The 12,678-nt window shown below is 66.1% G+C and carries 13 protein-coding genes; all 13 read left to right on the plus strand.

Features of this window, described 5'->3' with window-relative positions:
* Positions 1 to 45: 45 nt before the first annotated feature.
* The 13 genes from MRBLMI13_RS02235 to MRBLMI13_RS02295 all read left to right on the plus strand — a co-directional run bounded on the left by MRBLMI13_RS02235 (position 46) and on the right by MRBLMI13_RS02295 (position 12,675).
* Positions 46 to 1,722, plus strand: a complete 1,677-nt coding sequence (locus MRBLMI13_RS02235; protein ID WP_042541777.1) for a ribonuclease J — start codon at positions 46 to 48, stop codon at positions 1,720 to 1,722.
* 70 nt (positions 1,723 to 1,792) lie between these two features.
* Positions 1,793 to 2,287: a GNAT family N-acetyltransferase gene (locus MRBLMI13_RS02240; protein WP_367820765.1), complete on the plus strand. Its 495-nt coding sequence runs from the start codon at positions 1,793 to 1,795 to the stop codon at positions 2,285 to 2,287.
* Positions 2,288 to 2,369: 82 nt separating this feature from the next.
* A complete protein-coding gene (locus tag MRBLMI13_RS02245; RefSeq protein ID WP_367820763.1) occupies positions 2,370 to 5,108 on the plus strand; it encodes an FtsK/SpoIIIE family DNA translocase in 2,739 nt (912 codons plus the stop codon).
* Positions 5,108 to 5,683 carry a CDP-diacylglycerol--glycerol-3-phosphate 3-phosphatidyltransferase gene (pgsA, locus tag MRBLMI13_RS02250; protein WP_056376621.1) on the plus strand — a complete coding sequence of 192 codons (576 nt, stop codon included), beginning with the start codon at positions 5,108 to 5,110 and terminating at the stop codon, positions 5,681 to 5,683. Before MRBLMI13_RS02245 ends, pgsA begins: the two co-directional genes overlap by 1 nt.
* Positions 5,680 to 6,162 (plus strand): CinA family protein, encoded by a 483-nt coding sequence (locus tag MRBLMI13_RS02255; RefSeq protein WP_367820760.1) that lies wholly within the window; start codon positions 5,680 to 5,682, stop codon positions 6,160 to 6,162. The genes pgsA and MRBLMI13_RS02255 overlap by 4 nt, the downstream gene beginning before the upstream one ends.
* A 141-nt stretch (positions 6,163 to 6,303) precedes the next feature.
* Positions 6,304 to 6,612, plus strand: coding sequence for a helix-turn-helix domain-containing protein (locus MRBLMI13_RS02260; RefSeq protein WP_042541772.1), 309 nt, complete (start codon positions 6,304 to 6,306; stop codon positions 6,610 to 6,612).
* Positions 6,613 to 6,636: 24 nt separating this feature from the next.
* Complete coding sequence (locus MRBLMI13_RS02265) at positions 6,637 to 6,861, plus strand: DUF3046 domain-containing protein (RefSeq protein ID WP_042541771.1); 225 nt, start codon at positions 6,637 to 6,639, stop codon at positions 6,859 to 6,861.
* Between the two features lie 267 nt (positions 6,862 to 7,128).
* The gene (gene recA, locus MRBLMI13_RS02270) at positions 7,129 to 8,172 is read left to right on the plus strand and encodes a recombinase RecA (protein WP_042541770.1); all 1,044 of its coding nucleotides are present in this window, start codon (positions 7,129 to 7,131) and stop codon (positions 8,170 to 8,172) included.
* Positions 8,173 to 8,607: 435 nt separating this feature from the next.
* Positions 8,608 to 9,051, plus strand: a complete 444-nt coding sequence (locus MRBLMI13_RS02275) for a regulatory protein RecX (RefSeq protein ID WP_367820756.1) — start codon at positions 8,608 to 8,610, stop codon at positions 9,049 to 9,051.
* A 70-nt stretch (positions 9,052 to 9,121) separates the two neighbouring features.
* Positions 9,122 to 10,669 (plus strand): tRNA (N6-isopentenyl adenosine(37)-C2)-methylthiotransferase MiaB, encoded by a 1,548-nt coding sequence (gene miaB, locus MRBLMI13_RS02280; RefSeq protein WP_367820754.1) that lies wholly within the window; start codon positions 9,122 to 9,124, stop codon positions 10,667 to 10,669.
* Between the two features lie 14 nt (positions 10,670 to 10,683).
* Positions 10,684 to 11,622, plus strand: a complete 939-nt coding sequence (gene miaA / locus MRBLMI13_RS02285) for a tRNA (adenosine(37)-N6)-dimethylallyltransferase MiaA (protein ID WP_367820752.1) — start codon at positions 10,684 to 10,686, stop codon at positions 11,620 to 11,622.
* A gap of 59 nt (positions 11,623 to 11,681) precedes the next feature.
* Entirely contained in the window at positions 11,682 to 12,209 is a 528-nt protein-coding gene (locus tag MRBLMI13_RS02290) for a dihydrofolate reductase family protein (RefSeq protein WP_367820750.1), read from the plus strand.
* Entirely contained in the window at positions 12,202 to 12,675 is a 474-nt protein-coding gene (locus tag MRBLMI13_RS02295; protein ID WP_079112690.1) for a GNAT family acetyltransferase, read from the plus strand. The genes MRBLMI13_RS02290 and MRBLMI13_RS02295 overlap by 8 nt, the downstream gene beginning before the upstream one ends.
* The last annotated feature ends 3 nt before the right edge of the window (positions 12,676 to 12,678 follow it).

Genomic DNA, 12,678 nt, shown 5'->3' on the forward strand with positions numbered 1-12,678 from the left:
ACAACGAACGAACGGACGCGTGGAGTGTCCGACTGAGGAGACAGCATGTCCACCCCGATCGCAGAACCCGCAGCACTCGACGAGGGGACGCTGCGGGTCACCCCACTCGGCGGCCTCGGCGAGATCGGTCGCAACATGACCATCTTCGAGTTCGACGGCAAGATCCTGATCGTCGACTGCGGCGTGCTCTTCCCCGAGGAGCACCAGCCGGGCGTCGACCTGATCCTGCCCGACTTCGAGCCGATCAAGGGCCGCCTCGACGACATCGTCGGCGTCGTCCTCACCCACGGGCACGAAGACCACATCGGCGCGGTCCCGTATCTGCTCCGTCTGAAGAGCGACATCCCCGTGATCGGTTCCGGCCTCACCCTCGCGCTCGTCGAGGCGAAGCTCAAGGAACACCGCATCAAGGCGTACACGCTCACCGTGAAAGAGGGGCAGCGCGAGAAGGTCGGACCGTTCGACCTCGAGTTCGTCGCGGTCAACCACTCGATCCCCGATGCCCTCGCCGTCGCGATCCGCACCCCCGCCGGCCTCGTGCTGGCGACCGGCGACTTCAAGATGGATCAGCTGCCGCTCGACGGACGCATCACCGACCTCCGTGCCTTCGCCCGCCTGGGCGAGGAGGGAGTCGACCTCTTCCTCGTCGACTCGACCAACGCCGACGTGCCGGGCTTCACGCCCACCGAGCGCTCGATCGGACCCGTGCTCGACCAGGTCATCGGCAAGGCTCCCAGGCGCGTCATCGTCGCGAGCTTCTCCAGCCATGTGCACCGGGTGCAGCAGGTCCTCGACGCCGCAGCGGCGCACGGGCGCCGGGTGGCACTGCTGGGGCGCAGCATGCTGCGCAACATGACGATCGCCGAGGACCTGGGCTACCTGAAGGTGCCGAGCGGCCTGCTGATCGACTACAAGAAGGCGCGAGACCTTCCCGACGACAAGATCGTCTACATGTCGACCGGCTCGCAGGGCGAGCCCATGGCCGTCCTCAGCCGGATGGCCAACCTCGACCACGCGATCGAGCCCGGTGAGGGCGACACTGTGATTCTGGCCTCCAGCCTGATCCCCGGGAACGAGAACGCCGTGTACCGCGTGATCGACGGACTGACCAAGCTCGGCGCGAACGTCGTGCACAAGGCCAACGCCAAGGTGCACGTCTCGGGGCACGCCGCGGCCGGCGAGCTGATCTACTGCTACAACATCCTCAAGCCCAAGAACGTGCTTCCCGTCCACGGCGAGTACCGTCACCTGATCGCGAACGCGAAACTGGCTCAGGACACGGGGATCGACGCCGAGCGCACGATCATCGCCTCGAACGGCACCGTCATCGATCTGAAGGACGGCGACGCTCGCGTCGTCGGTCAGCTCGACCTCGGGTTCGTGTATGTCGACGGCTCGACTGTCGGAGCGATCACCGACGCCGACCTCAAGGACCGCCGGATCCTGGCTGAAGAGGGCTTCGTCTCGGTGATCGTCGTCGTCGACGCCGCGACGGGGCGCATCATCTCGGGACCCGAGATCCATGCGCGCGGCATCGCTGAAGACGATTCCGTCTTCGACGACGTGACGCCGAAGATCATCGCAGCGCTGAAGGAAGCCTCCGGCAACGGCGTGCGCGACACCCATGCGCTTTCGCAGGTCATCCGCCGCACGATCGGGCGCTGGGTCAACCAGAAGCTGCGTCGTCGTCCGATGATCGTCCCACTCGTCATCGAGGCGTGATCGGAGCTGCGCTCGCGGGTTCACAGTCGACCGACACTCGGCTGTAACGCCGGCGGCGTACGCTCTCCTCATGCCGGACGTCTTCTCGATCCGACCCGCCGTACAGGCGGACGGGAGCTTCCTCGGCGACATGGTCGTCGAGGCGGCGAATTGGCGTTCGGGCGGAGCACGACCACGCCACGAGATCCTCACCGCGGTCGAGCACCGGCGCTATGTGGCCGGATGGATGCGGCCGGCGGATGCGGGCTTCCTCGCCGTCGACGCCGACGGGTGCCCGATCGGCGCCGCGTGGTATCGCATGCTGTCGCCGGACGACGCGGGTTTCGGATTCGTCGGGACCGCTGTGCCGGAGCTCATCATCGGCGTGCAGCCGATCTGGCGTGCTCACGGCGTCGGGCGCACGTTGCTCCGACGTCTCGTGGTCCACGCTCGCGAGCAGGGGCACCCTCGGCTCAGCCTCAGCGTGGAACGGGACAACTTCGCGCGGACCCTGTACCGATCGGAGGGCTTCGTGGTCACCGACGCAGGGAGCGTCCGCGACACGATGGTGTACCGCACGTCCTGAACCATCGCCGCCCGCCGGCGGAAGACCGCGGAATGCCGCGTCATTACGGGCCTATGTCGCCCTCTGGACGTAACGTGAGAGTATGGCCAGGAGTACCACGAAGTCAGCGCGCGCGTCCGAGAGCGCCACGCCTCGCCCGAAGAGGCAGGCTGCTCCGAAGGCTCAGGCAGCGCCCAAGAAGTACATCGACGAGATCGACAAGCCCCCGGTGGCGGTGCGGGCCTGGAACGGGCTCGCCCACGGTGTCGGCGGACTGTTCCGAGCCTTCGGACCCGAGACCCTCGAGAAGGATGATCGGCGCGACGGCTTCCCGTTCCTGCTCGTGCTGCTGGCGATCGCCGGTGCGGTCAACGAATGGTTCTTCATCGGCAACGAGGTCGCTGCCAACATCAGCGCCTACTCGGTAGGGCTTCTCGTCGGACGCGTGGCCTTCGTCATGCCGGTCCTGCTCCTGCTGCTCGCCGGCTGGCTGTTCCGGCATCCGTCGTCGGTGCACGACAACGGTCGAATCGGCATCGGGTTCGGACTGTTCATCCTCGCTCTCGCGGGCTTCTGCCATACCGCGGCCGGCCGCATCGATTCCGCGGGCCTGCTCGTGCGACCGCAGCCCAAGGACGGCATGCCCGCACTCAGCGAGGCAGGCGGGCTGTTCGGGTGGATGCTCGGGGAGCCGCTGTCGTACCTCACCCCGGTGGGCGCGTACATCGTGCTGTCGGTGGTCGCTGCTCTCAGCGTCCTGATCCTGACCAAGACTCCGCCGAACCGCATCGGTCAGCGGCTCGGGGATCTCTATGCGTGGATGTTCGACGCCGAGCGGCCCGAGAAGCCCGCGAAGGATGCCGCCGCGATCGACGAGGCAGACAAGGTCGATGATCCTGATGTCCTGCCATGGTGGCGACGCAACAAGACCGGCCGCGAGGAGGACCCCGAAGAGGGCACCCTCGGATCCGACGACATCACCGCTCTGCTCACCACCTCGGAGCCGACTCCTGCATACGACCAGGCCGTCGTCGTGGAGAACGCCTCGGATGCCGCGACGGAGGTGCTGTCCGACGTGCGCTCGGTGACCGAGTCGTTGGCCGGGCAGCAGACCACCGCGCTCCTCGACGACGAGTCCGACACGGGCGAGATGCCCGAGCTGCCCGGACTCGACGGCTTCGGAACCCCGGGGCCGGGGGAGAAGGGGCCGCAGGCGCCCGTGACCCCCTACGTGCTTCCCTCGCCGGGGCTGCTGGTCGAAGGACCGCCGCCGGTCATGCGTTCTGAAGCGACCGACAAGGTGATCGAGCAGATCACGAGCGTGCTGACCCAGTTCAAGGTCGACGCGAAGGTCACCGGATTCTCTCGTGGTCCGACAGTCACCCAGTACGAGGTGGAGGTCGGCCACGGCGTGAAGGTCGAGAAGATCCTCCAGCTGAGCAACAACTTCGCCTACGCGGTCGCGTCCAACGATGTGCGTATCCTCTCGCCGATCCCGGGCAAGAGCGCGATCGGCATCGAGATCCCCAACGCCGACAAGGAGATGGTCGCGCTCGGCGATGTGCTGCGGTCGCCCGCGGCGCACAAGAGCACGCATCCGATGACGATCGGCGTCGGAAAGGACGTCGGCGGCAACATCGTCATCGCGAACCTCGCGAAGATGCCACACCTCCTGGTCGCCGGTTCCACAGGGTCGGGTAAGTCCAGCTTCGTCAACTCGATGATCACGAGCCTGCTCATGCGCGCTCGGCCCACGGACGTGCGGATGGTCCTGATCGACCCGAAGCGGGTGGAGCTGACGAGCTATGCGGGCGTTCCGCACCTGATCACGCCCATCATCACGAATCCCAAGAAGGCCGCCGAGGCGCTGCAGTGGGTCGTGAAGGAGATGGACATGCGGTACGACGACCTCGCGTCGTTCGGATTCCGCCACATCGACGACTTCAACCGGGCGGTGCGCGCCGGTGAGGTCGAGCTCCCTGTCGGCAGCGAACGCGTGCTCAAGCCGTACCCGTACCTGCTGGTGGTCGTCGACGAGCTCGCAGACCTGATGATGGTCGCCCCGCGCGATGTGGAGGATTCGATCGTCCGCATCACCCAGCTCGCGCGAGCATCCGGAATCCACCTGGTGCTCGCCACCCAGCGCCCCAGCGTCGACGTCGTGACCGGTCTGATCAAGGCCAACGTCCCGTCGCGCCTCGCGTTCGCGGTGACGAGCGTCACAGACAGCCGAGTGATCCTCGACAGCCCCGGTGCCGACAAGCTCATCGGCCAGGGCGATGCGCTGTTCTCGCCGATGGGATCATCCAAGCCGTTCCGTCTGCAGGGAGCGTGGGTCGACGAGAAGGAGATCGACGCGGTCGTCAAGCACGTCACCCGTCAGGCTCGTCCCGACTACCGCGCGGACGTGCAGGAAGCACTCGAGCCCACGAAGAAGAAGGAGGTGGACGAGGACATCGGGGACGACCTCGAGCTTCTCCTCGCGGCCGCCGAACTCATCGTGTCGTCGCAGTTCGGATCGACATCCATGCTGCAGCGCAAGCTGCGCGTCGGATTCGCCAAGGCGGGTCGCCTGATGGACCTCCTCGAGTCGCGAGAGATCGTCGGCCCGTCTGAGGGCTCCAAGGCGCGTGACGTGCTGGCGACGGCCGAGCAGCTGCCCCAGGTCATGGCGAAACTGCGCGGCGACGACGCTCCACAGAAGCCGGCCGCTCCCACTTCTGCCGCAACCGCGGCCGGAGCACCGCACGACCCGGTCGAGGCCCAGTTCCAGGGGCTGCCGGTGGTCGAAGCTGAAGACGACGGCGACGAAGACGCCTGGGGACTGACAGGACGAGACTGATGGCTATTCCACGGCAGCTCCCCAACGCGATCACCATCGCGCGTATACCGCTTGCGGTGATCTTCTTCATCCTGCTCCTGATGGGCGGTACCTACGGGCTCGATGACATCGTCATCCGTTGGGTTGCGGCGATCCTGTTCGTCGTGGGCATCTCCACCGACTGGGTCGACGGCTATCTCGCGCGTCGCCACAACATCGTCACCGACTTCGGCAAGCTGTGGGATCCGATCGCTGACAAGCTGCTCACGGGAGCGGGCTTCATCGGACTCGCCGTGCTCGGGGAGCTCAACTGGTGGGTCGTGATCGTGATCCTGATCCGCGAGTGGGGCATCACGATCCACCGCCTCATGGTCGCGAAGGAGCACGTCGTGGCGGCCGCGTGGATGGGCAAGATCAAGACCGCGGTTCAGGCCGTGGCTCTTTCCTGGGCGCTGCTCCCGCTGCACGTGGTGATAGGACCCCAGCTGTGGGTGGTCGGAACGGCGATCCTGATGATCCTGGCGCTGATCCTCACCGTCGCGAGTGGCATCGACTACATCGTGGCGCAGGTGCGAGGGGCACGGCAGCCGTCGTGACGTCGGCGTCGGAGGTGCTCGCCGCGCTGATCGAGCGTGGCTGGACCCTCGGTATCGCGGAGTCGCTGTCGGGCGGAGCTCTCGCTGCGGAATTCGTCTCGGTGCCAGGCGCGTCGGCGTCGCTGCGAGGAGCGATCGTCGCCTACGCCACCCCTGTGAAGCACACGCTTCTGGGGGTCGACGACGGCCTGCTCGATGCGCACGGGCCCGTGCACCCCGATGTGGCGCTGCAGATGGCGGCTGGGGCGCGTCGCGCGCTGCAGGTCTCCGGAGTCCCTGCTGACGTCGGCGTCTCGACCACGGGGATCGCGGGACCGGACACACCCGACGGTCAGCCCATCGGCACGGTGCACATCGCCGTGGTGACCCCGTACACGTCCGTGAGCGAGGCATTCAGGTTCGACGGCGATCGCGCCCAGGTCCGCGCTCAGACGGTCGATGCGGCCGTGGCCATGCTCGCGCGGATCCTGCGGGAATAGCTGATGCGCGGGTTCCGTTATGTCCTATGTGCTCACACCGAAAGCACAGCGTGCGAAGGTAGATTTTGTGAAGGTCGGTAGGACTAGACTGGCGGTCTCCTCGAGGGAGACCTCGAGAAGGCGATCTGGGAGGAGGTTCCGATGATTCTTGTACGACAGGAAATCGGCGATGTGCTGAGGGACTTCCGCCTGCAGAAGGGGCGTACGCTCCGGCAGGTTGCAAGCAAGGCATCCGTGGCCCTGGGCTATCTCAGTGAGGTCGAGCGGGGCCAGAAAGAGGCGTCGAGCGAGATTCTCGCCTCGGTGGCCGATGCTCTGGATGTTCCCATCTCGATCATCATGCGAGAGGTCGGCGACCGCATCTCCGTTCTCGAGGGCATCCAGGTCTTCCCCGATGTCGTTCCCGATGACCTCGTGGCTTCCGTCGAGCCAGAGCTTTCGCTTCACTGAGCGTCGGATTCTCTTCGTTCTCTGATGCGTCGCAGTGAGTTCCTCCGCGCAGTCGACGCGGAATTCGGCGGTCGAGGGTCGTCGCTCGTCAGTGACCTCATTCTGACCCAGCTCGCCGGACGCACTGCGGACCAGGCTCTGGACGCGGGCGTTCCCCCGCGTGACATCTGGCTGGCGCTGTGCGCCGAGACCGATGTGCCTCAGGAGCGGCGGCACGGCGCCGGGCGCCTCGAGCCGCGCAAGCGATGACCCTCCGACGCATACGACGAGCGTTCGACTAACGACATGCCGTGACGGCGTGTCGTCGAATATGTGTTCGAAACGGGCGTAGTCTTCTGCACAAGTGGTTCGGAGACGGTGTTCTCCCTGTTTCGCGGAGCTGACGACGCAATGTCCGAGGCCCCTCGTACGGTGAACAGCAAGCCGAAGAGCCATACGCCTTGTCGGAGAGTTCCGCCCAGCCGGGAGGACCGCGACAGCCTACAGGCGGCACCACGCGAGCATAAGGAGCACGTCATGCCATCACCCGCTGACCGCGAGAAGTCCCTCGAGACAGCACTCGCCCAGATCGACCGTCAGTTCGGAAAGGGCTCGGTCATGCGACTGGGCAGCGACGAGCGCGCACCCGTCGCCGTCATCCCGACCGGTTCGATCGCTCTCGATGTCGCCCTCGGCGTCGGAGGGCTCCCGCGTGGACGAATCGTCGAGATCTACGGCCCCGAGTCCTCGGGTAAGACGACGCTCACGCTGCACGCGATTGCAAACGCCCAGCGTGCCGGCGGGATCGCCGCCTTCATCGATGCCGAGCATGCGCTCGACCCCGACTACGCCGCGAAGCTCGGTGTCGACATCGACGCTCTTCTCGTCTCGCAGCCCGATACGGGTGAGCAGGCGCTCGAGATCGCGGACATGCTCGTCCGCTCCGGCGCCATCGATCTGATCGTCATCGACTCCGTCGCGGCTCTCGTGCCTCGGGCTGAGATCGAGGGCGAGATGGGTGACTCCCACGTGGGTCTGCAGGCTCGACTGATGTCGCAGGCACTGCGAAAGCTCACGGGTGGACTCAACCAGACGAACACCACGATGATCTTCATCAACCAGCTGCGCGAGAAGATCGGCGTCTTCTTCGGATCGCCCGAGACCACCGCGGGTGGAAAGGCGCTGAAGTTCTACGCGTCGGTCCGCATGGACATCCGCCGCATCGAGACGCTGAAGGACGGCACCGATGCAGTCGGAAACCGCACCAGGGTCAAGGTGGTGAAGAACAAGATGGCACCGCCGTTCAAGCAGGCGGAGTTCGACATCCTGTATGGCGTCGGCATCTCGCGCGAGGGCAGCCTGATCGACTTCGGTGTCGAGCACGCCATCGTGAAGAAGTCCGGATCGTGGTACACCTACGACGGCGACCAGCTGGGCCAGGGCAAGGAGAACGCGCGGACGTTCCTCCTCAAGAACCCGGATGTCGCGCTTGCAATCGAGACGCAGATCAAGCAGAAGCTCGGCATCGGAGGAGCCACCGAGGCGCCTGCTGACGAGCTCGCCGAGCGTCGTCCGGCATGAGCGTGATGGTTCGCGGTTGGGGAACACCCGGAGTGAACCATGAGTGATGGCGGGGGCGGGCCTGAGCAGCTCGCCCCCATCATCCCCCTTTTCGGTCGTGACGACACACGCGCGAAGTCGGTCGACCGGGAAGGTCCGGAGGTCGAAAGCGCGATAGCTCGTTCGGCGCCAGACGCCGGGGTGTGGCAGTCGACAGGGGGCATCTCGAGCCGAGATTCGAATCCCGTCGCGCCCATCGACTCTCGTGGGCCCAGTGAGCGTCATCCTGCTCGCGGCGCAGCGGCTCGGTCCGCACCGCGTCTGCGCGCGTTGCAGTTGCAGGATCTGGGATCCGACGATGTCCCGGGCGTCGACCCCTCTCAATTGCGTGCCGACGCAGAAGAGCTACTCGTCCGCAAGCTGCGGACTCGTTCGCTCTCTCTGTCGGAAGCGCGGATGGTGCTGAGGGGCTATGAAAAGAACGCCGTGCGGCTCGATGCGGGTGCGATCGATGATGTGATCGATGATTTCTGTCGACGAGGGTACCTAGACGACACACTCCTCGCCGGCCAGCTGGTGACATCCGGGATCGAGCGCAAGGGGCAGGGGCGAGTTGCGCTGTCGAGGGCGCTCTCGCAGCGGGGCATCCCTCGCGATGTGATCGATGCGGCCCTTGACGACATTCCCGACGATGACGCCGAGCGCGCACTCGAGTACGCACGCTCGAAAGCACGAGCCATGTCTCGTCTCGACGGCGACACAGCGCTGCGACGTCTGGTCGGTCAGCTGTCCCGCCGTGGCTACAACGGCTCGGTCGCGATGACAGCCGCCAAGTCTGCCCTTGCTGAGGCCTCTTTCGGCTCGTCTTCATCCGGGGTTCGATTCGTCGACTCGGACTGACTGAGGCGAGGGGCTCGAGCCCCTCGCCTCAGCGGCGGTGGCGCGCAACCGCTCGTAGAATGGGGGGATCATGAATATCCCTCGCAGTGAGCCGACGATCATCGCGTCATCGTCCGCAGCAATCGATCTTGATGGACGCCAGCGTTCCTACGAGGTCCGCACCTTCGGCTGCCAGATGAACGTCCACGATTCCGAGCGACTTTCTGGCTCTCTCGAGAGCGCAGGATATGTCCGCGCGACTGACGGTGCCGAGGCCGACGTGGTGATCATCAACACGTGCGCGGTGCGCGACAATGCCGCAGGCAAGCTCTACGGCACCCTGGGCCAGCTCGCCTCGGTGAAGCGACGCAAGGACGGGATGCAGATCGCCGTGGGCGGCTGCCTGGCGCAGATGGACAAGCAGGCCGTGCTCGAGAAAGCGCCGTGGGTCGACGTCGTCTTCGGCACGCACAACATGGGTTCGCTTCCCGGCCTTCTCGAGCGCGCGCGCCACAACGGTGACGCCGAGCTCGAGATCCTGGAGTCGCTCGAGGTGTTCCCCTCGACGCTTCCGACGAAGCGCGATTCTGCGCACAGCGGTTGGGTGTCGATCTCGGTCGGGTGCAACAACACGTGCACCTTCTGCATCGTTCCGAGTCTTCGGGGCAAGGAGAAGGACCGCCGCCCAGGCGACATCCTCAATGAGATCCGCCTGCTCGTCGAAGACGGCGCCATCGAAGTCACTCTGCTCGGACAGAACGTCAACTCCTACGGCGTGGAGTTCGGGGATCGACAGGCTTTCGGCAAGCTGCTCCGCGCCGCAGGCGAGATCGACGGGCTCGAGCGGATCCGCTTCACGAGTCCTCACCCCGCCGCCTTCACCGACGATGTGATCGACGCGATGGCAGAGACTCCCAACGTGATGCCGCAGCTTCACATGCCGCTCCAGTCCGGCAGCGACCGCGTCCTGAAGGCCATGCGCCGGTCGTACCGCAGCGAGAAGTTCCTCGGGATCCTCGATCGAGTCCGTGATCGTATTCCGCACGCCGCGATCACTACCGACATCATCGTCGGATTCCCCGGTGAGACGGAGGAGGACTTCGAAGACACGATGCGGGTGGTCGAACAGGCCCGGTTCTCGAGTGCGTTCACGTTCCAGTACTCGATCCGTGAGGGCACACCCGCCGCGACCATGGAGGACCAGATTCCCAAGGCTGTGGTGCAGGAGCGCTACAACCGGCTCATGGCGCTTCAGGAGCGTATCTCCCTCGAGGAGAACCAGAGGCAGGTCGGACGCCAGGTCGATGTCCTCGTGTCGACGGGCGAAGGCAAGAAGGATGCCGAGACCCACCGTCTGACCGGACGCGCCGAGGACAACCGACTCGTCCACTTCGAGGTCACTCCCGGTTCCGCTGTCCCACGGCCCGGTGATGTCGTCTCGGTGACGATCACCCATGCGGCGCCCTTCCACCTGCTCGCAGACGACCCGACAGGCCTCCCATTGCGGATCCGTCGCACGCGTGGCGGGGACGCCTGGGACCGAGGACAGGCGGAGTCCTGTGCTGTGCCGGCACCGACGTCCGGCGATGGCACCCGTGCCGTATCCCTCGGTCTGCCGACGCTCCGCGTCGGCAGGTGAACACTGCTCGAAGAATGACCGATCCGGCGTCGAGCGACGCGGACAGGGTTCCGCGGCTCTGGGCGATCGTGGGCGCGACAGGAACGGGCAAGAGCGATCTCGCCCTCGATCTCGCTGAGGTGCTGCGCAGCCGAGACAACGCCGCCGAGATCGTGAATGCCGACGCCATGCAGCTCTACCGCGGAATGGACATCGGCACGGCGAAACTCGCCCCGCACGATCGCCGGGGGATTCCCCACCATCTGTTCGACGTGCGGGAGGTGCAGGAGGAAGCCGCCGTCGCCTGGTACCAGCCGCTGGCGCGGTCCGTGATCACCGACATCCAGCGACGCGGGGCCGACGCCATCCTCGTGGGCGGATCGGGTCTGTACGTGTCCAGCGTCGTGTTCGACTTCGCCTTCCCGCCGCGTGATCCGGTGATCCGGGAGCGGCTCGAACGCGAGCTCGAAAGCGAGGGTGTCGGTGGCATGCTCGACCGGCTGCGAAAGCTTGATCCCGCGACGGCCTCCCGCGTCGACCCCAAGAATGCCAGACGCGTGATCCGTGCGCTCGAAGTCCTCGAGCAGGGCAGCGTCACGCACGGCGCGTCTCTGCCGGAACAGCCCGCGCTCTGGCGGGCCGACACGCGTCTCATCGGCCTGCACGTCGACCGCGGAGCCCTGGTGGAGAGGCTGGACGCCCGCGTCGAGGGCATGTGGCAAGCGGGCCTGGTCGACGAGGTGCAGGGTCTCCGTCGCGAGGGGCTCGAGAACGGCGCGACAGCTCAGCGCGCCATCGGCTACAGCCAGGCGCTCGCGCAGATCGATGGCCGGCTCACTCAGGCCGAGGCGATCGCCGAGACGCAGGCGCTCACCCGCCGCTACGCCCGCCGCCAGGTGTCGTGGTTCAAGCGCTATCCCGGCCTCACGTGGCACGAACCACCGGTGGACGCCGCTTCGCTCGTCGCCCCCTGAGCCCGCAGACTCACCGATCTCGGTGGCTGGATGTCGGTGCCTGGTGAGATGGTTGATCAATGGCCACCCACTTCTACACCGCGAGCAGCATCGACGGTTTCATCGCGACTGATCAGCACTCCCTCGACTGGCTCCTGAGGCAGGACATCGACGAAGAAGGACCCATGTCGTACGCCGGCTTCGAGAAGACGATCGGTGCTCTGGCGATGGGAGCATCGACATACGAATGGGTCATGCGCCACGAGGAAGGGCGATGGGGGTACGAGCAGCCGACATGGGTCTTCGCCCACCGACCGCTCGAGCTTCCGGCCGGCGCTGACATTCGCGCGGCGCAGGGTGACGTCGCCGCCGTGCACTCCGAGATGGTCGCCGCCGCCGGGGGCAAGGATCTGTGGGTCGTCGGCGGTGGCGACCTGGCCGGGCAGTTCGCCGATGCCGGTCTTCTCGACGAGGTGTGGGTGCAGTACGCGCCGGTGACACTCGGCTCGGGGGCGCCGTTGCTGCCGAGAGCACTGGACCTCGAGCTTCTCGAGGTCGCACGCAACCGCAACTTCATGTGCGGCCGTTACCGTGTGCTGCATGGCTGAGTCGTCGACTCCCGTGAGCTCGGGCGAGACCTGGGAGGTCCGCGCATTCGATCGTGCGGACACGGAGTCTGTGGTGGCTCTCTGGACCGAGGCTGGCCTCACGCGGCCGTGGAACGACCCCCGGCTCGACATCGAGCGCAAGCTCACGGTGCAGCCCGAGCTGTTCCTGGTCGTCGAGGACGAGGAACGGTCGACATCAGCGCGGATCATCGGCACCGTGATGGCGGGTTACGACGGGCACAGGGGATGGCTGTACTACCTGGCCACCGCCCGGTCGCACCGTCATCAGGGGATCGCGCGCTCTCTCGTGCGCGAAGCCGAGCGACTCCTTCTGGAAATGGGCTGCCCGAAGGTGCAGCTCATGGTCAGAGAGGGCAACGAGGAAGCGCTGGGCTTCTACGACGACCTCGGATACGAGCGATTCTCGGTGTCGAACACGGGCAGGCGTCTGATCGTCGACGCATAGCCG

The organism is Microbacterium sp. LMI13-1-1.1, assembly GCF_040815625.1.
GTDB lineage: Bacteria > Actinomycetota > Actinomycetes > Actinomycetales > Microbacteriaceae > Microbacterium > Microbacterium forte.

Excerpts from the sequence above, each read along its gene's own strand:
- MRBLMI13_RS02235 (WP_042541777.1), top strand. The coding sequence starts at position 46 with ATGTCCACCCCGATCGCAGAACCCGCAGCACTCGACGAGGGGACGCTG.
- MRBLMI13_RS02240 (WP_367820765.1), top strand. The coding sequence starts at position 1,793 with ATGCCGGACGTCTTCTCGATCCGACCCGCCGTACAGGCGGACGGGAGC.
- MRBLMI13_RS02245 (WP_367820763.1), top strand. The coding sequence starts at position 2,370 with ATGGCCAGGAGTACCACGAAGTCAGCGCGCGCGTCCGAGAGCGCCACG.
- pgsA (WP_056376621.1), top strand. The coding sequence starts at position 5,108 with ATGGCTATTCCACGGCAGCTCCCCAACGCGATCACCATCGCGCGTATA.
- MRBLMI13_RS02260 (WP_042541772.1), top strand. The coding sequence starts at position 6,304 with ATGATTCTTGTACGACAGGAAATCGGCGATGTGCTGAGGGACTTCCGC.
- MRBLMI13_RS02265 (WP_042541771.1), top strand. The coding sequence starts at position 6,637 with ATGCGTCGCAGTGAGTTCCTCCGCGCAGTCGACGCGGAATTCGGCGGT.
- recA (WP_042541770.1), top strand. The coding sequence starts at position 7,129 with ATGCCATCACCCGCTGACCGCGAGAAGTCCCTCGAGACAGCACTCGCC.
- MRBLMI13_RS02275 (WP_367820756.1), top strand. The coding sequence starts at position 8,608 with ATGGTGCTGAGGGGCTATGAAAAGAACGCCGTGCGGCTCGATGCGGGT.
- miaB (WP_367820754.1), top strand. The coding sequence starts at position 9,122 with ATGAATATCCCTCGCAGTGAGCCGACGATCATCGCGTCATCGTCCGCA.
- miaA (WP_367820752.1), top strand. The coding sequence starts at position 10,684 with ATGACCGATCCGGCGTCGAGCGACGCGGACAGGGTTCCGCGGCTCTGG.
- MRBLMI13_RS02290 (WP_367820750.1), top strand. The coding sequence starts at position 11,682 with ATGGCCACCCACTTCTACACCGCGAGCAGCATCGACGGTTTCATCGCG.
- MRBLMI13_RS02295 (WP_079112690.1), top strand. The coding sequence starts at position 12,202 with ATGGCTGAGTCGTCGACTCCCGTGAGCTCGGGCGAGACCTGGGAGGTC.